Annotated in this window: 22 protein-coding genes and 2 riboswitches; of the genes, 18 read left to right on the plus strand and 4 right to left on the minus strand. The window is 61.9% G+C overall.

Features of this window, described 5'->3' with window-relative positions; translation table 11 throughout:
• Positions 1 to 29 precede the first annotated feature (29 nt).
• Positions 30 to 217, minus strand: a riboswitch (cobalamin riboswitch).
• Positions 218 to 275: 58 nt separating this feature from the next.
• The gene (locus tag AACO21_RS02175; protein ID WP_346190838.1) at positions 276 to 1,739 is read left to right on the plus strand and encodes a cobyric acid synthase; all 1,464 of its coding nucleotides are present in this window, start codon (positions 276 to 278) and stop codon (positions 1,737 to 1,739) included.
• A 32-nt stretch (positions 1,740 to 1,771) separates the two neighbouring features.
• Here AACO21_RS02175 and AACO21_RS02180 read toward each other — a convergent pair whose 3' ends face one another.
• From AACO21_RS02180 to cobU, 3 genes are read right to left on the minus strand one after another with little or no spacing between them, the layout of a single operon-like run.
• Positions 1,772 to 3,133, minus strand: coding sequence for a response regulator (locus AACO21_RS02180; protein ID WP_346190839.1), 1,362 nt, complete (start codon positions 3,131 to 3,133; stop codon positions 1,772 to 1,774).
• Complete coding sequence (locus AACO21_RS02185) at positions 3,121 to 3,729, minus strand: ATP-binding protein (protein ID WP_346190840.1); 609 nt, start codon at positions 3,727 to 3,729, stop codon at positions 3,121 to 3,123. Before AACO21_RS02185 ends, AACO21_RS02180 begins: the two co-directional genes overlap by 13 nt.
• 30 nt (positions 3,730 to 3,759) lie before the next feature.
• Positions 3,760 to 4,317: a bifunctional adenosylcobinamide kinase/adenosylcobinamide-phosphate guanylyltransferase gene (gene cobU / locus AACO21_RS02190; protein ID WP_346190841.1), complete on the minus strand. Its 558-nt coding sequence runs from the start codon at positions 4,315 to 4,317 to the stop codon at positions 3,760 to 3,762.
• 6 nt (positions 4,318 to 4,323) lie between these two features.
• Positions 4,324 to 4,542: riboswitch (cobalamin riboswitch) on the plus strand.
• A gap of 80 nt (positions 4,543 to 4,622) precedes the next feature.
• Here cobU and cobT point away from each other — a divergent pair.
• The 17 genes from cobT (at position 4,623) to AACO21_RS02275 (ending at position 21,960) form a co-directional block, all read left to right on the plus strand.
• Positions 4,623 to 5,681, plus strand: coding sequence for a nicotinate-nucleotide--dimethylbenzimidazole phosphoribosyltransferase (cobT, locus tag AACO21_RS02195; RefSeq protein ID WP_346190842.1), 1,059 nt, complete (start codon positions 4,623 to 4,625; stop codon positions 5,679 to 5,681).
• The gene (locus AACO21_RS02200; protein ID WP_346190843.1) at positions 5,678 to 6,439 is read left to right on the plus strand and encodes an adenosylcobinamide-GDP ribazoletransferase; all 762 of its coding nucleotides are present in this window, start codon (positions 5,678 to 5,680) and stop codon (positions 6,437 to 6,439) included. Before cobT ends, AACO21_RS02200 begins: the two co-directional genes overlap by 4 nt.
• Positions 6,439 to 6,957, plus strand: a complete 519-nt coding sequence (gene cobC, locus AACO21_RS02205) for an alpha-ribazole phosphatase family protein (RefSeq protein WP_346190844.1) — start codon at positions 6,439 to 6,441, stop codon at positions 6,955 to 6,957. Before AACO21_RS02200 ends, cobC begins: the two co-directional genes overlap by 1 nt.
• A gap of 46 nt (positions 6,958 to 7,003) precedes the next feature.
• Positions 7,004 to 7,222 (plus strand): hypothetical protein, encoded by a 219-nt coding sequence (locus AACO21_RS02210; RefSeq protein ID WP_346190845.1) that lies wholly within the window; start codon positions 7,004 to 7,006, stop codon positions 7,220 to 7,222.
• 38 nt (positions 7,223 to 7,260) lie between these two features.
• Complete coding sequence (rfaQ, locus tag AACO21_RS02215; RefSeq protein WP_346190846.1) at positions 7,261 to 8,355, plus strand: putative lipopolysaccharide heptosyltransferase III; 1,095 nt, start codon at positions 7,261 to 7,263, stop codon at positions 8,353 to 8,355.
• Positions 8,352 to 9,485, plus strand: a complete 1,134-nt coding sequence (locus tag AACO21_RS02220) for a glycosyltransferase family 4 protein (RefSeq protein ID WP_346190847.1) — start codon at positions 8,352 to 8,354, stop codon at positions 9,483 to 9,485. Before rfaQ ends, AACO21_RS02220 begins: the two co-directional genes overlap by 4 nt.
• Positions 9,486 to 9,547: 62 nt before the next feature.
• The gene (msbA, locus tag AACO21_RS02225) at positions 9,548 to 11,299 is read left to right on the plus strand and encodes a lipid A export permease/ATP-binding protein MsbA (protein WP_346190848.1); all 1,752 of its coding nucleotides are present in this window, start codon (positions 9,548 to 9,550) and stop codon (positions 11,297 to 11,299) included.
• Positions 11,296 to 12,390 carry a glycosyltransferase family 4 protein gene (locus AACO21_RS02230; RefSeq protein WP_346190849.1) on the plus strand — a complete coding sequence of 365 codons (1,095 nt, stop codon included), beginning with the start codon at positions 11,296 to 11,298 and terminating at the stop codon, positions 12,388 to 12,390. The genes msbA and AACO21_RS02230 overlap by 4 nt, the downstream gene beginning before the upstream one ends.
• A gap of 17 nt (positions 12,391 to 12,407) precedes the next feature.
• Positions 12,408 to 13,439, plus strand: a complete 1,032-nt coding sequence (locus AACO21_RS02235; protein WP_346190850.1) for a glycosyltransferase family 9 protein — start codon at positions 12,408 to 12,410, stop codon at positions 13,437 to 13,439.
• Positions 13,440 to 14,516 (plus strand): glycosyltransferase, encoded by a 1,077-nt coding sequence (locus AACO21_RS02240; protein WP_346190851.1) that lies wholly within the window; start codon positions 13,440 to 13,442, stop codon positions 14,514 to 14,516.
• Positions 14,516 to 16,366 carry an asparagine synthase (glutamine-hydrolyzing) gene (gene asnB / locus AACO21_RS02245; protein ID WP_346190852.1) on the plus strand — a complete coding sequence of 617 codons (1,851 nt, stop codon included), beginning with the start codon at positions 14,516 to 14,518 and terminating at the stop codon, positions 16,364 to 16,366. Before AACO21_RS02240 ends, asnB begins: the two co-directional genes overlap by 1 nt.
• Positions 16,363 to 17,028, plus strand: coding sequence for a class I SAM-dependent methyltransferase (locus AACO21_RS02250; RefSeq protein WP_346190853.1), 666 nt, complete (start codon positions 16,363 to 16,365; stop codon positions 17,026 to 17,028). Before asnB ends, AACO21_RS02250 begins: the two co-directional genes overlap by 4 nt.
• Before the next feature lie 5 nt (positions 17,029 to 17,033).
• Positions 17,034 to 17,870: a hypothetical protein gene (locus AACO21_RS02255; RefSeq protein WP_346190854.1), complete on the plus strand. Its 837-nt coding sequence runs from the start codon at positions 17,034 to 17,036 to the stop codon at positions 17,868 to 17,870.
• Positions 17,867 to 18,841 carry a glycosyltransferase gene (locus AACO21_RS02260; RefSeq protein ID WP_346190855.1) on the plus strand — a complete coding sequence of 325 codons (975 nt, stop codon included), beginning with the start codon at positions 17,867 to 17,869 and terminating at the stop codon, positions 18,839 to 18,841. The genes AACO21_RS02255 and AACO21_RS02260 overlap by 4 nt, the downstream gene beginning before the upstream one ends.
• Positions 18,838 to 19,995, plus strand: coding sequence for a glycosyltransferase (locus AACO21_RS02265; protein WP_346190856.1), 1,158 nt, complete (start codon positions 18,838 to 18,840; stop codon positions 19,993 to 19,995). The genes AACO21_RS02260 and AACO21_RS02265 overlap by 4 nt, the downstream gene beginning before the upstream one ends.
• Positions 19,992 to 20,951 (plus strand): glycosyltransferase, encoded by a 960-nt coding sequence (locus tag AACO21_RS02270; RefSeq protein WP_346190857.1) that lies wholly within the window; start codon positions 19,992 to 19,994, stop codon positions 20,949 to 20,951. The genes AACO21_RS02265 and AACO21_RS02270 overlap by 4 nt, the downstream gene beginning before the upstream one ends.
• Before the next feature lie 16 nt (positions 20,952 to 20,967).
• Positions 20,968 to 21,960: a glycosyltransferase family 9 protein gene (locus tag AACO21_RS02275; RefSeq protein WP_346190858.1), complete on the plus strand. Its 993-nt coding sequence runs from the start codon at positions 20,968 to 20,970 to the stop codon at positions 21,958 to 21,960.
• On the opposite strand, the gene AACO21_RS02280 is transcribed toward AACO21_RS02275, so the two are convergent.
• A complete protein-coding gene (locus AACO21_RS02280; protein WP_346190859.1) occupies positions 21,920 to 23,125 on the minus strand; it encodes an O-antigen ligase family protein in 1,206 nt (401 codons plus the stop codon). The two genes, AACO21_RS02275 and AACO21_RS02280, sit on opposite strands and share 41 nt — an antisense overlap.
• Between the last annotated feature and the right edge of the window lie 29 nt (positions 23,126 to 23,154).

Genomic DNA, 23,154 nt, shown 5'->3' on the forward strand with positions numbered 1-23,154 from the left:
TGGAAACGCGGCGGCTTTCGTCCACAAAGCCGGTCAATCCGTCTCCTGGCCGGTCTTCTGACTCGGATTCGCCCGTTGCCGCGCCTTCCCGGTCGCTGACCAGTGGCCTGATGCGGCAAACGTCCTCCTCACAGCGTTGGGCACGTGGCGGAATCGCACCGCCTTCCCGATTCTCCTGCCCCGTTTGGGGGCGGGCACCCGGAGACACCTGCCCGAATGAGATCGGGCGGGGGCGATGGTGCCATAATTATGGGCTTTTGACATCCGGGCCAATCATGAAACGCGCTTCCCTGATGGTGCAAGGCACCACTTCCGATGCCGGCAAGTCCACGCTGGTTGCGGCGATGTGCCGTGTTTTGAAGCGTCGGGGCGTGCGCGTGGCGCCGTTCAAGCCGCAGAACATGGCGCTCAATTCGGCGGTCACCGTCGATGGCGGGGAAATCGGTCGCGCCCAGGCCTTGCAGGCGCTGGCCTGCGGCCTGGCCCCGCATACCGATTTCAATCCGGTGCTGCTCAAGCCGACCACCGACAAAAAGGCGCAGGTGATCATTCACGGCAAGGTGGCGGCCGACCTCAATGCCCGCGACTATCAGGACTACAAGCCACGCGCCATGCAGGCCGTTTTGGCCTCCTGGGACCGGTTGACCGGCGCCTACGACTGCGTGCTCGTCGAAGGCGCCGGTTCCCCGGCCGAGATCAATCTGCGGGCACGCGACATCGCCAACATGGGGTTTGCCGAGGCGGTCGATTGTCCGGTCATTCTCGTCGCCGACATCGACCGGGGCGGCGTCTTCGCCCATCTGGTCGGCACGCTCGATCTCCTGTCCGCATCGGAACAGGCGCGGGTGGTCGGTTTCGTCATCAACCGTTTTCGCGGCGACATCAGCCTCCTGCAATCCGGGCTGGATTGGCTGGAAGCACGGACCGGCAAGCCGGTGCTCGGGGTGTTGCCCTACCTGCACGGCCTGATGCTCGATGCCGAGGATGCGATTGCGACGGCGACGGTCGACGGCAAAAAAGCGGCCAAATTGAAAGTCGTGGCGCCGGCCTATCCGCGCACCTCGAACCACAACGATCTCGATCCGCTGCGCCTGCATCCGGAAGTCGATTTCCGCTGGATCGGCCCCGGCGAGGCGCCGCCTGCCGCCGATCTCATCGTCCTGCCCGGTTCCAAGGCCGTGCGCGCCGATCTGGACTGGCTGCGCGCCCAGGGCTGGGACAAGGCGATCACCCGCCATCTGCGCTACGGCGGCAAGGTGATCGGCATCTGCGGCGGTTATCAGATGCTCGGTCAGGCCATTCACGATCCGCTGGGCCTGGAAGGCGGCGGCGGCTCGACGCGTGGTCTGGCCGTGCTCGATGTCGAGACGACGCTGGAGCCCGAAAAGCAGCTGCGCAATGTGAGCGGTCACCTGAATCTGCCCGGTTCGCCGCCGATGGCCGGCTATGAGATTCACCTGGGCGTGACGCGGGGCAATGGTTTGGCCCAGCCATCCGTCTGGCTGGCGGGCGACCGTCCGGATGGGGTGATCTCGGATGATGGCCAGGTGCTTGGCACCTATTGTCATGGGGTATTCGACACACCGGAAGCGCTCAGTGCCCTGCTGCACTGGGCCGGTGCCGAAGCGGTCGAGGATGTGGATTTCGCGGCGCGGCGCGAGGCCGATCTGGATCGTCTGGCCGATGCCGTCGAGGCGGCGCTCGATTGGCAGAAACTGGCGCCCTGGCTGCCGGTTTGACGCGCAGGCAGGCCCGCACCGGGGCCTGAGTCTCAGGCGCCGTTCGGCTCGTCGTGGTGAATACGGCGCAGGGCGACCTGTTTCTGGATTTCCCGGAAATCCATTTCGCGCCCATGCAGGGCGTACAGCGTGCGCACGCTGTTGAAGCTCTTCTTGGCATCCGGTCCGGCCATGGTCTGGGCGGCCTGCTGGTCGGCCAGTTCGCGGTCGTTGAGGACCATCGCGGCACGCAGGATGTCGAGGCGGGCGGTGGTTTCCAGCGCGGCGGAAATGAGGGCGGGGCGCAGGCCGGCAAATTTGCTCTTGCCCTTTTCCGGGCTGGCGATGGCGAGCAGGGCGGCAAAACTGGCTTGTTCGTCCAGCGTGAGATTCTGAACTTCGGATTCGCGCATGCCGACCAGTACTTTCTCGGCGGAAATCTTGTCGTTACTCGCCACATGTGTGCGGGCATGGCTGAGTTTGTCGGCGGCAGACACGGCGCCGGGCATTGAATCGTTGGCAATCACATCGCCCATCGCAATGCGTGCCGTCTCGGTGTCGCCATTCAGGGTGGCGGCCTCGGCCAGCAGGCGTTTGCGCAGGTAATTGCGTGGCGTCTTTTTGGCAGCCTCGTCGAGGACGCGCTGGGCTTCCTCGGTTTCGCCCTGGGCGATGCAGATGTTGGCCTTGAGATCCACCGCATCGAAGTAATGCGGGGTGCTGGCGACGACGCGGTCGATCTCCTCGCGCGCTTCACCGTGACGGCTTTGCTGATGTAGCGAGCGGGCCACGCCGGCGCGGGCCCACGGGAATTCGTAATTGTTCAGAATGTCGCGATAGGCGTCCTCTGCGCCCACGGCATCGCCGCTGGCGAGCAGGGTTTCCGCCTGCTGGCGCAGGATTTCGAAGCGGTAGGGGCGACCGGCCTCGCTGTCCCGCTTGGCAGCAAGCAGCGCGAGGGCGCGGGCGTATTCCTGCTGGCGTTTTTCCCGGTAGTAATCGGCAAAGAAGTCCTTCTTCGCCATGATGCGGGCCAGGCGCAGGAGCAACTTGTCCGGCGAGAAAGGCTTGATGATGTAATCGTCCGGCACCAGTTCGACGGCGGAGACGACCTGCTCGTAGGACTGCTCGCCGGTGACCATCATGAAGATGGCTTCGTCCTTGAGCAGGTTGAAGCGGCGCAGTTCTTCCAGCAACTGCTGCCCGGAGCGTCCGTCGCCCAGAATGTAGTCGCAGAGGATGATGTCCGGCGTGTTGTTGCGGATGCGGTAGATCGCGTCCTGATAGTTTGCGGCGAATTCGACGGCAAAGGCGCCGACGGTCTGGGCAATGGTGCGCAGGGCTTCGCGGGCCATCGGCTGATCGTCGATGACGAGAAAGCGGCGCTGGGAGAAGTCGATGTTTACGGTAGCCATAGCGTGAAGCAGGCGCCGTTCAGCGGGCCGCCGTTGCTCAGCATGAGCGTGCCGTGCTCTGGGCCGCGCGTGTGCAGTTCGGCCAGGCGGCGGGCAATGCGTAATCCCGTGCCGCTGGCGGGGGGGAGATGGGCGAAGCCAGGGCCATCGTCGGCCACGCACAGCTGTAATCCACCTTCAATGAGGCGGGCTTGCAACAGAATCTGCGCCCGGGCAAAGCGGCTCGCATTCTGCAGGGCGTTGCTGAGCATGTCCTCGACCAATTCGCGGTCCATCGGCCAGGCGTCCTCGAGGGTGCAGTCGAGGCGCAGCGTGAGTCCGTGGTGCTGCAGATGCAGGCGGGCTTCCAGCGCCATTTCGGCGCACAGATCGCTGACCACCGTGGGGATCAGGGCGAGCTGGCGTTCATGGCGCAGCAAGCGGTAAGCGGCCAGGGTGCGGTTGAGCCGATGGGCGCCGCGTTCGATGGCATAGCGTGCTTCCCCCAGATCGATCCGGTGGGTCGCTTCGGCGGCGGCAATCGCGGTTTCAGCGTAGAACAACTGGTTCTTCGTCTCGTGAATGCCGGAAGCGAGGATGTCGAGGAGTTTTTCCATATGCGCCACGGTCGACCGTCTGAGAGAGGCCTATTTCAAGGTGAGGGGCAAACCCGCCGCGACCAGGGCGACGTGATCGCAAACGGCGGCAACGCGCTGGTTGAGGCGGCCCTGCTCATCGGCAAACAGGCGGGAAACCGGGTGCATCGGCACGATGCCCCAGCCGACTTCGTTGGAGACCAGAATGACCCGGCCCGGCAGGGTCGGCAGGGTGTCGATCAGGGCGCGGGTCTGCCCCTCGAACAGCGGGCAATCGATGGGCTGCCCCGCATCGGCCTGGGCGCCGGCCTGGCCGGCAAAAAGCAGGTTGGAGAGCCAGAGGGTCAGGCAGTCGACGAGCAGGCAGGTGTCCGGGCGTGCCAGCTCGCGCAGGCGGGCGGCGAGCTCGATCGGCTCCTCGACGCAGCCCCATTCGGCCGGGCGGCGGGCGCGGTGATGGGCGATGCGCGTCTGCATTTCGCCATCGCGGGCCTCGGCCGTGGCGATGTAGATGACGTGCCGCTGCTCATCGCGGCTTGCCGCTTGGGCCAGGGTTTCGGCGTGTGCGCTCTTGCCGGAGCGGGCACCGCCCAGAATCAGTGTCTTCATGGCCGCATTGTGGGGAATTGATCCGGCGGCGGCAAGGTATAATCGACGGGTTCGACATCAAGGAACCCGGTGCGCCGCCTGCGGCAATTCCGGGGCGGGCCCGCCGCTGTAATCGGGGACGGTCGCTGCACGATGCCACTACGCGGGGAAACAAACCTGCCGGGAAGGCGCAGCAGACCGGACGATCCGAAAGCCAGAAGACCTGTCGGACATACCAATACTTCGCAAGAAGCCTATGGACAGGGCTTCGCGGCGCCTGCCTGGACAGCGGTCGCCGCGAGGCCCTTTTGCTTTTGGAGAATCGGATGCATTCCTCTATCCCGAAATTCGCGATCACGGCGCCGGATCGCGCCCTGGAAAATACCCTCAAACACAAGGTCGACCGCAAGACCAAGCCGCTCGGTGCGCTCGGTCAGCTGGAAGCGCTCGCCATCCGCATCGGCCTGATGCAGCAGCGTCTCGATCCGGTGCTCGCCAAGCCGCACCTGCTGGTTTTTGCCGGCGATCACGGTGCGGCCAAGGCGGGTGTGTCGGCGTATCCGCAAGAGGTCACCTGGCAGATGGTCGAGAACTTTCTCGCCGGCGGCGCGGCGATCAACGTGTTCACCCGGCAAAACGGCCTGGCGCTGAGTGTGGTCGATGCCGGTGTGGCGCATGATTTCGGCGCCCGCCCCGGCCTGATTCACGCCAAGGTGGCGCCGGGGACCGCAAACTACATCGAAATGCCGGCCATGACCGCCCAGCAATGTGCGCAGGCCATCGAGCACGGCGCCGGCATCGTGCGCCAGCTGGCCGCTGACGGTTGCACGGTGGTCGGCTTTGGTGAAATGGGCATCGGCAACACGGCCGCGGCCTCCCTGCTCACCCATGCCCTGACCGGCGTTTCCCTCGATGCCTGCATCGGGCGTGGTACCGGCCTGGATGATGCCGGTCTGAACCGCAAGCATGCCTTGTTGGCCCAGGCTTGGGCGCGCGTTGCGGCGTCTGGCGAAGCGTTGACGCCGATGCGTGCGCTGGCCGAATTCGGGGGCTTCGAGATTGCCGCCATGGTCGGTGCGATGCTGGCGGCGGCAGAAGCGAAGATGGTCCTGCTCATCGACGGTTTCATCGTCAGTTCGGCCGCGCTGGTGGCGGCACGCCTCTACCCGGCGCTGACCGAGTACGCCGTGTTTTCGACGCGCTCGGCCGAGCCGGGCCATGTTGCGCAACTCACGGCCCTGAACGCCGCGCCGCTGCTCGATCTGGGCCTGCGTCTGGGCGAGGGGACAGGCGCCGCGCTGGCTTACCCGCTGGTACAGGCGGCGGTGGCGTTCCTGAACGAGATGGCCAGCCTCGAATCGGCCGGCGTGGCCGACAAGGCATGATGCGCGACGAACTCGCGTATTTCTTCGGGGCGGTGCGTTTTTTCACGCGCCTCCCGGTCCCGGCCTGGGTGGGGCATTCGGCTGAGGCGCTGAATGCCTCGGCCCGCTACTTCCCGGCGGTCGGTTTGCTGGTGGGGGGCATTTCGGCCCTGGTGTATGCGTTGACCGTCGCCCTCTGGCCCCCCGTGGTGGCCGTCCTGCTTGCCATGGCGGCGAGCCTGTACGTGACCGGCGCGTTCCATGAGGATGGGCTGTCCGACATGACCGATGGGCTCGGCGGCGGCTGGGAGAAGCTGCGCATCCTGGAAATCATGAAGGACTCCCGGGTTGGCAGTTACGGTGTGGTCGCCTTGTGGCTGGTGTTGAGCAGCAAGCTTTGTCTGCTCGCCAGCCTCGACCCCGCCGTGGTGCCCTTGGCGCTGATCGCGGGGCACGCCTTTTCCCGCGGGTGCGCCACGCTGCTGCTGGCCGGGATGGACTACGTGCGCGAGGACCTGCTGTCCAAAGCCAAGCCGCTGGCAACGCGTCTGGGCGGAGGGGCGTTGTGCGTTGCCCTGATCTTTGCGCTCCTCGGATTGGTCTTGTTGCCCTGGCAGCAAGCCGTGGCCGGTGTCCTGTGCGCCTTGCTGGCAACCGTGTGGCTGGCCGCCAAGTTCAAGCGCTGGCTGGGCGGCTATACCGGGGACTGCCTGGGGGCGGTACAGCAGGTGGCCGAAGTGGCCTTCTATCTCGGCGTACTGGCCCGCTGGCCGGCATGATGCTCTACCTGATCCGGCATCCGCGCCCGCTGATTGCGCCCGGCGTGTGCTACGGCCAGCTCGATGTCGATATCGACGACCCCGCCACGCTGGCCGCGACGCTTCGGTCTCAGTTGCCGGTGGGGGTGCCCGTGATCAGCAGCCCGCTGCAGCGTTGTTTGAAATTGGCTCGGGCGATGGACCCGGGGTGCCGGACAGATCCCCGGTTGATGGAAATTGCGTTCGGTGACTGGGAAGGGCGGGCCTGGGATGAGATTCCTCGCGCGGAGATCGACGCCTGGGCTGCCGATCTGATGGGCTATTGCCCGCCGGGCGGAGAGTCGGCCGAACAGATGGCCGGACGGATTCGGGCGTGCCTCTCCAGCCTCCGGCATCCTCACATAGCCTTGGTGACGCACGCGGGCGTGATCCGTCAGATCGTGGCCATTGTCCAGAGGGTGCCATTGCGGGATGTGCTTGATTTTCCGGTTGAATACGGTGAAATCATTTTGTTAAATTATGAAAACGGTATGACCTGATCCGGCTTGCCTTGGCTAATATCCATAAGTCATAAACGGGGGAGCCATGGCAAAGACAGGAGAGAGCAGAAGGCGGGGCGTACCGCCCGCAAGCAAGCCGCTTTTCATCGCAGCAGTGCGCTATGGCGATGGCGGCAGCGAGTTGTTCCGCATCGAGCATGCCAACGATCTCGACGATGCCCGGCAGGTGCTGATGGCGGCCGTGATGAATGTGCGTATTGCCCTGATCGCCGAATCGACCAAGGTGCGTGACGCATCGCGCTAGCAAAGACGGCATGCGCCTAAGGCGATAAAATCGCCGCCATGAACGATTTCAATCCCCTGCGCGATGCCGTGCCGCTCCAAGAAGTGCAGCGCGTGCTCGTCATCAAGCTGCGCCATCACGGCGACGTACTGCTTTCCTCCCCCGTTTTTTCCGCACTCAAGGCCGCCGCTCCGCATGTCGAGATCGATGCGCTGGTTTATGCCGATACCGCGGAAATGCTGACCCTGCACCCGGCGATCCGGCGTGTGCATGTGATTGATCGGAAATGGAAAAAGCAGGGTGTCGGGCATCAGCTGAAGCAGGAGTGGGCTTTGCTGGATACCTTGCGCGCTGCGCGCTATGACTTGGTGCTCCACCTGACTGAACACTGGCGGGGGGCTTGGCTGTGCCGGCTCCTGAAGCCGCGCTGGTCGGTCGGGTGTACCCGTGTTGATGCCGGTCGGGCCTGGCATCGAAGTTTCAGCCATCTGTATAAGGTGTCGGGGGGCTTGCCGCGCCATACCGTGGAACGGAATCTGGACGCCCTGCGTCGCATTGGCGTGCGCCCGGCGTTGGCGGATCGTGCCCTGCAGTTGGTCCCCGGTGCGGAGGCTGAGGCCAGGGTTCGGCAACGCCTGACGGATGCCGAGGTCAGCGGCCCCTTTATTCACATACATCCGGCGTCGCGTTGGTTTTTTAAATGCTGGCCGGCTGAGCGCATGGCAGCCTTGATCAGTATGTTGCAGGCACAAGGGCATCAGGTGGTCCTGACAGCAGCGCCGAGCCGGGATGAGCTGGCGATGGTCGGTGCTATTCAAGCGGGCTTGGCCAGACCGGTGCCCAGCCTGGCGGGCCAGCTCTCGTTGAAAGAACTGGCGGCCCTGACCGGCATGGCGCAAGCGTTTGTGGGTGTCGATTCTGCGCCCATGCATATTGCTGCGGCCATGGCGGTGCCTGTCGTTGCCTTGTTTGGGCCCTCTGGCGAGAAACAGTGGGGGCCCTGGTCGGCACGAGCGCGGGTCGTGGCCAGTGAGCATCATCTGTGTCGCCCTTGCGGCAACGATGGCTGCGGCGGCGGCAAAGTCAGCGACTGCCTTGAAAATCTACCGGTGACCCAGGTCATGGCGGCCTTGCAAGACGTGTTGCAGACATGAAAATTGCGATTGTTCGCCAACGCTACAACCCCTATGGTGGTGCCGAGCGTTTTGTCGAGCGCGCGTTGTCGGCGTTGTCGTCCGAAGGCGCTGAAGTGTCGTTGATCACGCGCAGTTGGGCTGGGGCGCCGGCAGAGGGGTTCCGCCAGATTGCGTGCGATCCGGCTTACAGTCGTCTCTTGGGCGGACGTGCTGCCCGGGACAGAAGTTTTGCCCTTGCGGCCGCGGATCTGATGGCACAGGGGGGCTATGACATCACGCAGTCGCACGAGCGCATTCCCGGATGCATGATTTTCCGTGCGGGTGATGGGGTCCATGCTGCCTGGCTTGCCCATCGCGCGAGAACACTGGGGCCGCTCGGTCGACTGGGGCAGCAGTGGTCCGCCTACCACCGCTACGTGCTGGCGGCAGAGGCCCGCATGTTCGCCCATCCGGCTTTGCGGGCAGTCATTTGCAACTCGCAGATGGTGGCCGATGAAATTCACCGTTTTTACGGCGTCGACCGTCGGAAACTGGTTCTGATCTACAACGGTGTGGATCATGCTCATTTTCATCCCGGGCTGGCTGCGCAACATCGGGATGCGACGCGACAGGCTGCGGGCGTGCCGTCCGATGTGCCGCTGTTGCTGTATGTCGGCAGCGGTTTCGAGCGCAAGGGCGTGCCACGCCTCCTGGCAGCGATGGCAGGGGCGACGACCCCCTTTCATCTGGCCGTCGTCGGGCAGGATCGGAAGATGCGTGCCATGCAGGCGCTGGCCGAGCGCCTCGGTATATCGCAGCGGGTTCATTTCACCGGCCCGCTCAAGGATGTGCGCCCCTGGTATGGGGCGGCAGATGCCTTCGTGTTGCCCACCCTGTACGATCCCGGGCCGAATGCTGCGCTGGAAGCCATGGCCTGTGGCTTGCCAACCTTGACGACGACAAGCTGCGGTGCTCAGGACTGGATCAGTGAAGGTAGGAACGGCTATGTCGTCGATCCACTCGATGCGGAGGCGATGACGGCCGCTTTGGAGAGGCTGTGTGTGCTGGCGGAAAGCCCTGATGCCCACCTTGCCGCGCAGAATGCCGTGGCGCACCTTGGTCTGTCAGAGATGGCGGAGCGCCTGATTGCGCTCTATCGAAGCCTCTGACGCTTGATCGGAGGGGTGGAAAGGACCGTTGTATAATGAACGGTTACCTCCGGGTTTGATTCATGAACACAACCGCCTCCAGTCGTCAGTTGTACACCCGCCTCCTTGGCTACGTCCGCCCGTATTGGGTTGCCATTACCTTGTCCCTGCTGGCAACCATGGTGCTGGCCGCGACCGATCCGCTCTTCCCCGCTTTGTTGAAGCCGATGCTGGACAACGGATTCAAGACGGAGGGCGGCTTCGAGCATCCGATCCTGATTCCGCTGGGCATCGTCGGCGTATTTTTTGTACGCGGGATCTTCAATTTCTTTTCGAGCTACGGTTTTTCCTGGGTTTCAAACCGGGTGATCACCGATATTCGCCAGGAAATGTACGCCAAGATGGTGCGCCTGCCGATCGGTTACTTTCAGGCCAATTCTTCCAATATTCCGTTGACCAAGATCGCGTATGACGTGAATGGTGTGGCTTCTGCCGCCACCAGCGTGATCGTGACGGTGCTCAAGGATGGTCTCTCCGTACTTGGTCTGTTGATTTGGTTGCTCTGGCTGAACTGGAAGCTGACACTGATCTGTTTTGCGCTGATTCCGGCGATTGCCGTGGTCATGCGGACCTTCTCCGGTCGTCTGCGCGTGGCCAGCCGCAATGCGCAGCTCAGTACGTCAAACATGGTGCAGGTGCTGCAGGAAACCGCCCATTGCAATCGGGTGGTCAAGGTGTTCGGTGGTGAGGCCCAGGAAACGGCCCGTTTTCTGAAAACGAACAACGAAGTCCGCGCGCAAAATATGCGACAAGCCGTTGCTGCAGCGGCGACCAGCCCGATCGTGCATCTGCTGGCATCGGTGGCCGTGGCGGTGGTGGTGTACGTGGCCGTGATCCAGTCTAGCGAAGGGCAGACTACGGTGGGCAGTTTTGTCTCCTTCATCACGGCACTGCTCATGCTGCTTTCCCCCTTGCGCCACCTGGCCGACGTGAATGCCCCCTTGCAGCGCGGGCTGGCTGCTGCCGAAAGTGTCTTTCAGTTGCTGGATGAGCCGGACGAGCAGGATACGGGCAAGACCACGCTGACGCATGTTCAGGGCGAGTTGCGTTTTGAGTCGGTCTCCTTCCGTTACCCGAGGGCTGAGCGTGCTGCGCTGGACGATCTCAACCTGGTCCTGCCGGCGGGGCAGACGCTTGCGCTGGTGGGTCAATCCGGTGGCGGTAAGTCGACCCTGGCGGCACTGGTGCCGCGTTTCTATAACCCGGTGGGTGGCCGCATCCTGATCGACGGACATGACCTCCAGGATCTGACCTTGGATTCGCTGCGCAGTCATATCGCCTATGTCAGCCAGGATGTCCTGCTCTTCAATGACACGGTGGCGGCCAATATCGCCTATGGCGATGCACGTGAACGCAGCATGGAAGAGATTGAAGCCGCCGCCAAGGCAGCCAATGCGCTCGAATTCATTCGCGCCCTGCCGGAAGGTTTCGATACCGTCATCGGTGAAAACGGCAACCGTCTCTCGGGTGGCCAACGTCAGCGCCTGGCCATTGCCCGTGCCATTCTCAAAAATGCGCCGATCCTGATTCTTGACGAAGCCACTTCGGCCCTCGACAACGAGTCGGAGCGTCTGGTCCAGGAGGCGCTGGAGCGCCTGATGCAAGGGCGGACGACCCTGGTCATCGCACACCGCCTGTCGACCATTGAAGGGGCCGATTGTATTGCCGTGCTGGCGGGCGGGCGCCTGGTTGAGTCCGGACGCCATGCCGATCTGCTGGCCAAAAACGGCACCTATGCCCAGCTTTACCGTCTCCAATTTGCGGAAACTGCATGAAGATCATCCATACCGAAGCCTCCCTGGGTTGGGGGGGGCAGGAAATCCGGATTCTCGAAGAGTCGCGCGGCATGATTGCGCGTGGCCACGAAGTACTGGTGCTGTGTCCTCCGGAGGCGCGCATCTTCGAGGAAGCCCCGCGCCGCGGCGTGCCGGTCCAGGCCTTGCCAATCGGCAAGAAGCGCCTCAAGGGTGCGATGGCCCTGCGTTCCTGGCTGAAGGCCAACCCGGTCGACGTGATCAATACCCACAGTTCCACCGACAGCTGGCTGGCAGCGCTGGCCTGCAAGACCTTGGCCAATGCGCCTGCCGTCGTACGGACGCGGCACATCTCGGCACCGGTCTCCAACAATGCATCGACCCGCTGGCTATACACCCAGGGCTGTCGGCATATTGCGACGACCGGCGAGGCACTGCGCCGTGAGTTGATCGAGACCAATGGCTTCCCTGCCGGGATGATCACCTCGGTGCCAACCGGGATCGACCCGGCCCGCTTTGCGCCGGGCGACCGCGAAGCGGCGCGCCGTGCCTTGGGGCTGGATCCGGCCCGTTTCTACATCGGCATTGTGGCGACCTTGCGTAGCTGGAAGGGGCATCTCTATCTGCTGGAAGCTTTTTCCCGCTTGAATGCGCCATCCAGTCATCTGCTGGTGGTTGGCGAAGGCCCGATGCGCGTCAATATTGAAGCCAAAATTGCCGAGCTTGGCCTGAGCGATCGTGTCTCTCTGGTCGGCCAACAGGATCGCCCGGAAACCTGGATGCAGGCGATGGATATTTTCTGCCTTCCGTCTTATGCCAATGAGGGCGTGCCGCAGGCCATTCTGCAGGCGATGTTGAGTGGTTTGCCCATTGTGACAACGCCGGTTGGGGCGATCACCGAAGCCGTGACGCATGGCGAAACCGGATTGGTCGTGCCGCCGCGGGATGCTGCCGCCCTGGAACAGGCGCTGCAAACCTTGATGGCTGCGCCTGAACAGCGTGCACAACTGGGTATGCAAGCTCGCCAGGTGGCAGAGGCGCGTTTTTCGTTCAACAGCATGCTGGACAAGATGGAGGCCATTTTTCAGGCCGCCATTGCGGAAGTCCGCTGAGCCGAGAGCACATCGCGATGCCTGCATCTCGCCTCCCCGATCCCGCAGCCGTTCGCGCCATCCTGGCGATCCAGGTTTCGCGGATTGGCGACACACTCTTGTCGACGCCCACCCTGCGTGCGATCAGTTCCCATTTTCCGCAGGCTCGCTTGACGGTGCTGGGCCATCCGAACCGATGCGAGGTGTTTGAGCATATTCCGTTCATCCATGCTGTTGGGCCGATTACCAAGAAAACGGCGCTCTGGCAGGGTTGGATGCCGGGCAAGCCATACGATCTGGCCTTCGTGTTCGGCTACGACGAGCCACTTGTTCGCTATGCCTTGCGTGTAGCGCGCGGTGTGGTGGCGATGCGTCAGCAGGATGCGGCACTCAATGCCTGTCTGCTGCATGCAGCAAGCGAACCGGCGCCCAAATCCCGGCATGCCGTTTATATGCAGCACGCGCTGGTCGAAGATCTCAACCTGCCGATTGAAAACGAGCGACTGGCCTATACCGTCACGGATGCAGAGTCCGCATGGGCGCGGCAAACTTTGGCCGACAAGCAACGTGCTGGCGCCTTTCCCTTGATTGGTCTGCAGATCGCCAGTTTTCCGACCAAGGGCTATCGCGATTGGCCGGTCGAAAATTTCAAAGCGCTGACCGATCTGATCCGGGCACGCTATCCCCAGGCGCATTTTCTGATTTTTGGTGGCCCCTTGGAGCGAGAGCGCACGCTGTCTCTCGCCGGGCAACTCGGGGCGGCTGCCACGCATTTTGCCGGTACCCTGAGCTTGCGTCAGACTGCCGCGCTGATGAATTGCCTGGATTACTACATCGGCGTGGACACCGGGCCGACGCACATCATGGGCGCACTCGGCCGCCCGATGATGGCGATGTATCACCCTTCCTCTCCGGCCCACATGCTGAAACCGCTTCAGCATCCAGCCTTGACCGCCGTCGACCATCCTTTGGCTGGCCAAGTCGGACCAGAGGCCTCGATGGCCGGGCTGACGGTCGAGAGCGTCTGGGCGCAGCTTGAGCCTGCCCTGGCCAATCTGAAGGCGGCCTGAATGCGGTTTGCCTTCGTCCTGCCCAATCTGGCCGGTGGCGGCGCCGAAAAGGCCGTCCTGAAAACCGCGCTGGCCCTGGTTGAGCGGGGGCATCAGGCCGATCTCTTTCTGCTTGAAAAACGGGCCTCGTACGCGGTTGACCGTCGGATTCAGCAGCACATCGTGGCGGGCAAGCTGCATCGGGGCTGGTTGGGCAAACGTTGGCTGGCATATCGCCTGGGCAGGACCCTTCGTCGTGTCCAGCCTGATCTGGTCGTGTCTACTTTGCCATTCGCCGATGAAGTGACGGCCATGAGCGGTGTGCCCCGCCATTGGTGTCGCATTGCCAATACCTTGTCGGCAGAAATCGACAAGTTGAAGCGCAGTTCACCCAGCAAGGCTGAGCGACGCTTGAAGCGCTATAAGGCCCTCTATGGCGCGCGCTCACTGATTGCAGTGTCGGCCGGCGTGGCCCGTGATCTGACCGCTCGTCTCGGACTGGCATCGCGCGTCGCGACCATCGCGAATCCCTTTGATTTGTCAGCGATCCGTGCACAGGCCTGTGAGCCCCTGCCATTTACCCCGGAGCGGGAGTACGTGCTGCATGTGGGACGGTTCTCGGCCCAGAAACGCCATGATCTGTTGCTCGATGCGTGGGCGGCCTTGCCGGATGAGCGGGATCTGATCCTGCTGACCGAGTCGACACCTGCCCTGCAGACAATGATTGCAGAACGGGGTTTGAGCCGCCGGGTCAAAATCGCCGGTTTCCAGACCAATCCCTATCCCTGGATGGCCGGTGCACGCCTCCTGGTGCTGTGTTCTGATCATGAAGGGTTGCCGAATGTCCTGATCGAAGCGCTGATTTGTGGCACGCCGGTGATTTCAACGGATTGTCCTTCCGGCCCGCGCGAGATACTCGGTGCCGCTTTGCCATCAGCCTTGGTGCCTTGCGGCGATGCCGTGGCGCTGGCGCGGCGGATGCAGGATTTCCTGGCCTCGCCGCCAGATCTCTCACATCTTGATCTCTCTGCTTACAGTGCCGAGCAGGCTGCCGTCGCTTATGAAGCCATTGCCCGTGCGGCGGGAGGGCATGCCTAATGTGTGGCATTTTCGGCATGGTGGGACGACGCTGGCAGGCTGACGCCAGCCGGGCGCTTGCCGGCATTCACAGTCGCGGTCCTGACGCACAAACCATTCTGCCCTTGGGTGAGGTCTTGTTCGCCCATACTCGCCTGGCCGTCATTGACCTGGCCGGGGGGCAGCAACCGATGCAAACCCCGGACAAGCGTCTGACCATCGTGTTCAACGGCGAGATCTATAACGCCCCTGAACTGCGCAAAGCCTTGTTGGCGATGGGGGTCACATTCCAGACCGATCATTCGGACACGGAAGTTCTGCTGCAGGGTTACCGTGCCTGGGGTGAGGCCGTGTTGCAGAAGCTGGACGGCATGTTCGCCTTCGCGATCTGGAATCACGAAACGCAGACGTTTTTTGCCGCGCGGGATGCCTTGGGCATCAAGCCTTTCATGTATGGCGTTGTGGGTGGGGAACTGGTATTCGCATCGACCCTCTCGCCTTTCTTCGCACTGACTGATTTTCCCAAACGGCTCGATCCGGAAGCGCTGCGCGATTACCTGGCCTTCCAGACACCGCTTGCCCCGCATACCTTCCTGCGCGATGTCCGACAGTTACCGCCGGGGGGATACTTGCGCTTCCGCCCCGGCCAAGCCACCGCCGAGACCGGCCAGTGGTGGACGATCCCCCGCGAACAGCCCCTGCTCATGCCGGAAGGTGAATTGCTGCCGGCGCTCGACCAGGTGCTGCGGACCAGCATGGCGCGGCAGCAGGTGGCGGATGTACCGATTGGGGCCTTCCTCTCCGGCGGGATCGATTCCAGCTTGCTTGTCTCCTATCTCGCCGAATCGAGTTCGAGACCCGTCGAGACCTTCAGCCTCAAATTTGCTGACCAAGGCTTCGACGAAAGCCGGCATGCGGCAGAGGTTGCTTCCCGGTTTGGTTGTCGGCATCACGTGCTGGAAGCGCCTTCGATTGACGGAGATCGCTTCGTGGCGGCGATCCGTGATCTGGACCAGCCGCTGGCGGATCCGGCGTATGTCATGACGCATGCACTTGCCGGTCTGACCCGCCAGCATGTCACCGTTGCCATCAGCGGGGATGGCGGTGATGAACTGTTCGGCGGTTATCCCCGCTTTCTGGATACGGAAAGCCAGCATCCGCCGCATTTCTGGCAACGGCCCGTGCGCGCCTTGGTCGATGCCGGTCTTGCGCCCGCATCACTATTGCGTCGTTGCCTGAGCGGCCAGGAGTTGCTGCATTATCGGCGTGTCGAACTCGGACCGTGGCCGGGGCGCAAGCAGATGGCCCGTTACCTCGATTCGGCGATTGTGCCGGCTGCGCGGGTCGAGCGTACGCTTGGGAGCTGGCTGGATCTGATTGGGAAACAAGGAGGAAAGATGGATAGCGCCGCCTTGATGCGGGCCGACTTGTGGACCTATCTCTCGGAAAACTGCCTGACCAAAACCGATCGGGCAAGCATGGCACACGGCCTGGAGGTGCGTGTCCCCTTGTTGGGCCAACCGGTGATCGATTTCGCCTTGTCGGTGCCGGCGACGGTCCACCTGAAAAATGGCCTCAAATCGTTGTTGACCGGCCTGGCTAAAGAACGTTTGCCCAACTGTGTTTGGGACCGGCCAAAACATGGTTTTTCCGTTCCTGTGCGCCAACTATTCAAAGGTGCGTGGCGGGAGGTCGGGGATGCGCATTTTGCCAGCGCCAGTCGCTTCTCCTTCATGGATCACCGAGCCTTGGCCGAACTCTGGCAACAGTCGGGCGATCGTCATGCATCGGCCCGTCTTGTCTACACCCTTCTCGTGCTGCTGATCTGGCTGGACGGGAAAAACATCGCTTTCGAACCGGAGAGTTTATGAGCGCAATCTATCAGGATAAGCAGGCTGCTTATTTCGGTGCGCAACGCAAGGAAATGCTGCCTTTCATTGATCAGGCAGCGACCCGGATTCTGGACATCGGCTGTGCCGATGGGACTTTTTCGGCTGCCTTGAAGGCACGCCAGGGCTGCCATGTGACGGGGGTCGAACTGATGCCCGAGCCGGCGAATCTGGCTGCCGAACGACTGGATGCGGTCTATACCGGTGACGCCTTTTCGCCCGAAATCTACCCGCAATTGGCCGCTGCCCGTTACGACTGCATCATCCTCAACGATGTCCTGGAGCACCTGGTTGACCCCTGGGCTGCCTTGATCCGACTGCGCGAACTGTTGATGCCGGGCGGGACGCTGGTGGCGTCCATTCCGAACCTGCGCTATTTCCGCGTGCTGAAGTCGCTGGTCCAGGATGGGGAGTTCTTTTATACCGACAAGGGCGTGCTGGATCGGACGCACCTGCGCTTCTTTACCGCCAAGACGATTCCGCAGTTGTTCGAGTCGGCCGGGCTGGAGATCGTGCGCATGGAAGGGATCAACGGTCCCAAGCGCCTGCCGCCCAAGTACGCCATCCTGAACTGGCTGGGCGGTGGCAAGCACGCAGATATCCGGTGGCTGCAGTTTGCCGTGGTTGCACGGAATCCGGGGTAAGCCGGATGGCACGTCCTTATCTTGTGATGGTGCGGGCCGGCGCGGCCAGTTTGCATCAGCAATGGCTGGCCGACGATCCTGATCGCAATTGGGATTGCTGGGTCAGTTGGTACTGCGAGCCTGCCGGGCATGGTGAGGCTGCCGTGGAATTCGAAAGCGATGGTGGCGACAACAAGTTCGAAGGTTATCTGCAAGGGCGTGATGCGCTCGCGCTGAGTCTCGATGAATATCGTTATGTTGCGTTGCTGGATGATGACCTTGAATTCCCGCCCGGCGGGATTTCGCAGACCTTTTCTCAATGTGAGCGGGCTCACGCGGACTTGGCTCAGCCGGCATTGCGCTGGGGCTCCAACGTCAATCACGATGTCACCTTGTACAACCCCCTGACCGATGTGCGGCGGGTCAGTTTTGTCGAAGTGATGATGCCATTCTTTTCCAAGGACACCCTGCGCTTTCTCGAACCCAGCTTTTTGCTGTCCAAAAGCAGTTGGGGTATCGATTATGCTTGGGGCTCGCAACTGGCGCATCGCCGGGGTGACCCCGGCAAACTCATGATTGTCGATGCCGTGCAGGTGCACCACACCAAGCCGTTTGATACGAAGCAGGGTGCGTTTTACCGGAAACTGGCGGCCATGGGGGTGGATGCAGCGGCGGAATATGCCCGGATCAAGGCGGCTAGCCCATCCTTTGGCGGCTTGAAGAGCCTGAGGTCGGGCCATCTCGCCGCCGGTTTGTGGCGCCTGTTGCCCACGCCGCTGTTGGGTATGGCAGTACGTCTTGGTGAAAGCATCAAAAAACGCCGGCATCGGCGACTTTATGTCTTGAATGGTGGGCAAGCATGACCGATGCTATTCGTTTGTCCTTGATCGTACCGGTCTACAACGTCGCTCCTTTTCTGCCGCGCTGTCTGGATTCCTTGCTGGCTCAGGACCTCAACGGCATCGAGATCATCGTCGTTGACGATGGCGCGACTGATGAATGTCCCTCGATCCTGGCCGACTATCAGGCTTCACATCCTGGTTTGCTGACCGTTATCCGGCAGGAGAATGCCGGCTTGTCCGAGGCACGTAACACCGGGCTGGATCATGCAAAAGGCACCTACGTCGCCTTTGTCGATTCGGATGACTGGATTGATCCGACCTATTACCGCCGCTTGCTCGATCTTGCTGTCGAGCATGATTTGGAGATGGCCCATGGTAATGCTGTCTTCCATTTTGAGGGGCGACGCGAGGACCAACTGATTTATCAGGATGATTTGTCAGCAGACGTCATGAGCGGTCGGGCCGTGCTGCACAAGCGCCTAGCCGAAAAAACCTTTCTCCACATGGTCTGGATGCACCTCTATCGCCGTGATTTCATCGAGGCGAACCGGATGCGCTTCATCCGTGGGCGCATCCACGAGGATGTGTTGTGGACCACCCAGGCTTTCCTGCTGGCCAAGCGCGTGGCCTACGATCCGACACCGGGCTACTTCTATCGCCAGCGTATCCGGCGCTATACCCAGGCCCAGACGGATGCGCGCTTCGAAGTCATCATCGACAGTTCGATCCGCAATGCCTTGGGTTTGGCCGAGATGGCCGATGCTCTCGGGGCTGATCCGGTCCTGGCGGGGCTGATCCGCTGGCAATTGGTCGATGGCGGCCTCTCCGTCTTCCACAAACTGCGCAAGATCGCCGATCCGGCAACCCGGCGCCGCGTGCGTCAGCAATGTCGTGAACTCAAGCTGTATGGCACCCTGTGGCGGAGTGCAACCCTGTTTTCGCAGCGCCGCCGAATTGCCAGGAACTGGCTGCAAGGGTTATTCAAGGCATGAGCGCACGGTGTTTTCAGGTCAATCTGCAAACAGGCTGGGGGGGCGGCGAAGTTTATACCGCCTTTTTTACCCGGGCCCTGGCAGAGCAGGGCGTCGGATCGACGCTTTTCGTCCATCGGGAGAACCTGCGTTGGGGGCGGGAACTGCCTGAGGGCACCGAGATTGTTCCCGTGGCCGATGCGGCGGACATGGTCCGCCAGTTGCTGGCGCGCAACCCGGGCTGGATTCTGTGTCAGACCCCCCTGGCGCCCTCCGAACTTGAGCTCCTGCGGCAACCGGGACGGATCATTTCCTGCATTGCCCACATGCCGCTCTATGGGCGCGATCCGCGCCGGATTGCCGCACACGATAGCGTGATCGCTGTCTCGCAGCATGTGATCGACAGCCTGCACGCGGCGGGGGTGCAGCATGTTCATGCTGAACCCTTGTTGGGGATTGCCGACCTGAAGCCCCGTCCCGCAGCGCGCGGAACTGAGGCTGGAATCTGGCGCCACTCCCGTTATGACTGGGATCTGCGCAAAGGGCGGGATCGTTTGCTGAGTTGGTTGGCGCCGCTGTGGATGTCTTGTCGTCCGGCACTCGCCTACCAGAAACGTCCGGGGATCACCCTTGCGATCGTTTCCAGACTGACGCCGATCAAGCAGTTCCCCACGCTGTTCGGCATCCTGGCGCCGATCTTGGCTCAGCACCCTGAAGTCAATCTCGAAATATTCGGTGCAGGGGGGTATGCCTCCGTGCGTGATCTGGATCGCGCCTTGCGTCCCTGTCGCAGGCAGGTGCGTTTCTGGGGTCATCAGTCTGATGTGGCGCAGGTGTATGGTCAGATCGATTACCTGCTGACCGGCCTGCCTGAAAAAGAGGCGCTTGGCCTGAACGTGATCGAGGCCCAGGTGTGCGGTACGCCGATTCTGGCGGTCAACGCCCGGCCATTCACCGAAACGGTGGCGGCAGAAGTCACCGGCCTGTTCTTCGACGATCCGCGCAAGGACGGTGGCGCGAGTTTTGATGCGCTATTGACGCGTTTGCAGGTGCAGGCATTCAAGATTGATCCGGCCGAGGCTCGCGCGCATTTGGCACAATTCAGCGCGGACAGTTTTGCCACGCGCGTTGGCAGACTGTGTGCCGTCATGAAAAACAAGGGAGTCCTGGCATGAGCGGGAAAAAAGTCATCATCAATTACCGCAAGGGTTTCGAGCCGCTGGAAGAGGGGTTCCGGAATCTGGGCTACGAAGTGATCGAGAATGCCTGGACCCTGCCGGCTGATCCGGCGCAGATCGAACTGGTGATCGTCAATCTTTACGAGGCCATTCGGCAGCCATGGCGGACCTGGCGTTTCCGGCAGGCACTGAAGCGGGCGGGTATTCCGCTCATCGGTCTGGACCGGGACGCGCCTTGGCATATGGGCATCCGCAAGCGGCGGATTGCGTGGTTCCGCTTGCTGAATCGGCTCGATATTTATGCCACGCACACGATGCAGCCGACCTGGGAATTCGCCCCCGTCAAAATCTACAGTCCGAATGCGGTCTGGGTTCGCAACTTCAACCTCCATGGCTGCTCGTTGGCCGAAATGCGCGATCCGGATTTTTACGAATACGATGTTTCCTTCTTGGGCAACATGGATGGCGTACGTTACAAGGAACATGCGGCCCGTCAGGCATTTTTCGAAGCACTGCGGCCGCGCCTGGATGCCTTGGGTATCCGGCATTACATCAAGCATTCCTCGGGGATTAGCGAAGCGGAACAGATTCGGGTCATTCAGCGCTCCCGCATCAACTTGAGCTTCCGCTCCTCCTGCGATCATGGTGGGGAACTCAGCTGGGGGCTGCCCGAGCGATGTTATGGCGTGCCGGCTCGCGGTGGGTTCCTCCTGACCGACCGACGCCGGCATGCAGCCGATGATTTCGATGTCGCGCGTGAATGGGCCGACTACGACGATATGGATGACTGCATCCGCCAGATTCAGCACTGGCTTGCGCATTTCGACCAGACACGTGACATTGCCGAGGCAGCCCACGCCAAGGTGATGGCTTGCCATACCTACGAGCATCGCGCCCAGAATCTGATCAACGCCGCGCAGGCTTGCCGCAGCGCAGCCCTGGGTCGGTCCTGATCGGGAGGGGAAGCTTGTGAAGATTCTGGTCATCCGCCGCGACAATATCGGCGATCTGGTGTGCAGTACCCCCCTGATTCGTGCACTGCGGCAGCAATTGCCCGATGCCAACATACAGGCATTGGTGACGCACTACAACGCCGAGGTACTGGCTCGAAATCCCGATCTCGACGTGGTGTATTCCTATCAGAAAGCCAAGCATCGTGGACCTGGGGAGGGGCGTTTCGGGATCTATTGGGATCGCCTGAAAACCATCCTGGCCTTAAGGCAGGCTCATTTCGATTGGGTTTTGCTGCCCGGTGGTGCACAAGCCAGTTCCTTGCGCTTTGCACGCATGATTGCCCCGCAGCGCGTGCTGGTGCGCGACGATCAGGACAAGGTGGCTGGCCCGCATGAGGTCGAACAGTGCTGCCACCTGCTGGTGCGCATGGGCTTGTCGTATGCGGCGCCTGCGCCTGTCGTTGTCCCGGACCCGCAGTTGTCAGCTGTGTTTCATCAGCAGTGTGTTGCCCATCTGGGCTTCGTGCCGACCCGTCTCATTGGTGTGCATATCAGTGCGCGCAAAGTATCGCAGCGCTGGCCTGCTGAGCGATTTGCCGGTTTTATCCGCCATGTGACGCAGTCGCCAGGCACTGCCTGTTTACTGTTCTGGGCACCGGGCTCTGCGGATGACCCCAAGCATCCCGGAGACGATGAAAAGGCTGCCGCCGTGATGGCTGCGACTGGCAGCGCCCCTGTTGTTCCATTGCCGACGCAAGGGCTGGATAAACTTATCGCAGGTTTATCGCTCTGTCACAGCGTGTTATGTGCGGATGGCGGGGCAATGCATCTTGCCGCAGCACTGGGCAAACCCATGGTGTGCCTGTTTGGTGATTCCGATCCCGAGCGCTGGGGGCCGTGGGCTGTGCCACACCGGATTGCTCAGTCGCCACAACGGCATGTTGAGGATCTTGCGCTCGATGCCATCCTCAGTCGCTGGACAGCGTTGGCCTCAGATTCTCACGGCTGATCCAGCCATGCACGACACCGCATAGTCCCATGAACAGAAGCAGATGGTGCCGTGCGAAGTAGAAATTGAAGGTGTTCGAGATCAGTGTGCCAAGGATCAGGAGCAAGCCGGCGCACCCCAATCGCCGCATTTCGGGTGAAGCCGCGCGGGCGGCAGTCCAGCATGGGCGGACCAGGCTGTAAAACAGGGCCAGAATGAGCAGTACGCCAGGGATGCCGAGTTGCTCCAGATAACTCAGCAAGATGTTATGGGCGTGCTTTGCTTGGGTCAGTCCCTCTCCGCCGGGGATATCTTTGAAGGTCTCCGCATACCAGGCATGGTTCGTTTCATGACCGAAACCGTTGCCTGTCCAGGGCGCCTTCAGCGCATGCCTGGTGATCGTGCTGTAGAGGATTTCCCGATCCTGCGTATGAGCAAGGCTGCGTTGGGTATTCGCCAGCGAGTACAGCACCAGTGGCGCAGCGATCCCAATGAAGAGGGCGCCGACGATGATTTTTCTCTGTCGGGGCAATACGTGGCGGAAATAAACGGCTGCCAGTACCAGTGCGCCAAGCATCAGTGCCAGTGCAAACGAGCGGGAAGCGCTGAGCATACCGGTGACCAGTGCGAGGCCCAGTGCTAAGCCAGTGAGCCGTCGGGCAGGGCGTGCGGATGTGTCTTGAGCGTGCCCGAAATTCAGGAAGAGCATAGCCATGAAGGCCAGTAAGGTGACGGAAACATCATAGCGCGGTGGGCTATGGGGCCCCTGCCAGGTTTGGTAGACCTGAAAGTCGTAGAGAGCGATACCGCTGAAGGCCAGGGTTGCCAAAAGGAGCCCTCGACCGAAGTAGATGGGGGATAAACCACGGTATGCGGCGACGTAGCAGAGACTGAACGCCAGTATGCCCTTGGCTGCATCTCGCCAGACCGATTTGACGGTAATGTCAGGAGCGATTGTCCACTGCCAGGAGAGCAGGGCAAGCCCGAGCCAGGCGGCAAATACGGTCCAGACACGGGTGGTTTTGAGGGTCCCCCAGGGATGCAGCATCAGGCTGCTGAGCAGGAGCAGGGCGAAGCAACTTTCCTTGACGGCGGTAATGTGGGCAAACGGTAGCAACCCGAGATAGAGGGTTGCCGAAATACAGGCAAGCCGTTGAGCCGATGCCGTGATGGAAACTGGCGACATGAGTGTGTTTTGCAGGGGACAGTGAGTGC

The organism is Dechloromonas sp. ZS-1, assembly GCF_039649255.1.
Taxonomy (GTDB): Bacteria; Pseudomonadota; Gammaproteobacteria; order Burkholderiales; family Rhodocyclaceae; genus Azonexus.

Coding starts and splice junctions, on each gene's coding strand:
- AACO21_RS02175 (WP_346190838.1), top strand. CDS start 276: ATGAAACGCGCTTCCCTGATGGTGCAAGGCACCACTTCCGATGCCGGC.
- AACO21_RS02185 (WP_346190840.1), bottom strand. CDS start 3,729: ATGGAAAAACTCCTCGACATCCTCGCTTCCGGCATTCACGAGACGAAG.
- cobT (WP_346190842.1), top strand. CDS start 4,623: ATGCATTCCTCTATCCCGAAATTCGCGATCACGGCGCCGGATCGCGCC.
- AACO21_RS02180 (WP_346190839.1), bottom strand. CDS start 3,133: ATGGCTACCGTAAACATCGACTTCTCCCAGCGCCGCTTTCTCGTCATC.
- AACO21_RS02250 (WP_346190853.1), top strand. CDS start 16,363: ATGAGCGCAATCTATCAGGATAAGCAGGCTGCTTATTTCGGTGCGCAA.
- AACO21_RS02255 (WP_346190854.1), top strand. CDS start 17,034: ATGGCACGTCCTTATCTTGTGATGGTGCGGGCCGGCGCGGCCAGTTTG.
- AACO21_RS02240 (WP_346190851.1), top strand. CDS start 13,440: ATGCGGTTTGCCTTCGTCCTGCCCAATCTGGCCGGTGGCGGCGCCGAA.
- rfaQ (WP_346190846.1), top strand. CDS start 7,261: ATGAACGATTTCAATCCCCTGCGCGATGCCGTGCCGCTCCAAGAAGTG.
- asnB (WP_346190852.1), top strand. CDS start 14,516: ATGTGTGGCATTTTCGGCATGGTGGGACGACGCTGGCAGGCTGACGCC.
- AACO21_RS02230 (WP_346190849.1), top strand. CDS start 11,296: ATGAAGATCATCCATACCGAAGCCTCCCTGGGTTGGGGGGGGCAGGAA.
- msbA (WP_346190848.1), top strand. CDS start 9,548: ATGAACACAACCGCCTCCAGTCGTCAGTTGTACACCCGCCTCCTTGGC.
- AACO21_RS02265 (WP_346190856.1), top strand. CDS start 18,838: ATGAGCGCACGGTGTTTTCAGGTCAATCTGCAAACAGGCTGGGGGGGC.
- AACO21_RS02200 (WP_346190843.1), top strand. CDS start 5,678: ATGATGCGCGACGAACTCGCGTATTTCTTCGGGGCGGTGCGTTTTTTC.
- AACO21_RS02210 (WP_346190845.1), top strand. CDS start 7,004: ATGGCAAAGACAGGAGAGAGCAGAAGGCGGGGCGTACCGCCCGCAAGC.
- AACO21_RS02235 (WP_346190850.1), top strand. CDS start 12,408: ATGCCTGCATCTCGCCTCCCCGATCCCGCAGCCGTTCGCGCCATCCTG.
- AACO21_RS02270 (WP_346190857.1), top strand. CDS start 19,992: ATGAGCGGGAAAAAAGTCATCATCAATTACCGCAAGGGTTTCGAGCCG.
- AACO21_RS02220 (WP_346190847.1), top strand. CDS start 8,352: ATGAAAATTGCGATTGTTCGCCAACGCTACAACCCCTATGGTGGTGCC.
- AACO21_RS02280 (WP_346190859.1), bottom strand. CDS start 23,125: ATGTCGCCAGTTTCCATCACGGCATCGGCTCAACGGCTTGCCTGTATT.
- cobU (WP_346190841.1), bottom strand. CDS start 4,317: ATGAAGACACTGATTCTGGGCGGTGCCCGCTCCGGCAAGAGCGCACAC.
- AACO21_RS02260 (WP_346190855.1), top strand. CDS start 17,867: ATGACCGATGCTATTCGTTTGTCCTTGATCGTACCGGTCTACAACGTC.
- cobC (WP_346190844.1), top strand. CDS start 6,439: ATGCTCTACCTGATCCGGCATCCGCGCCCGCTGATTGCGCCCGGCGTG.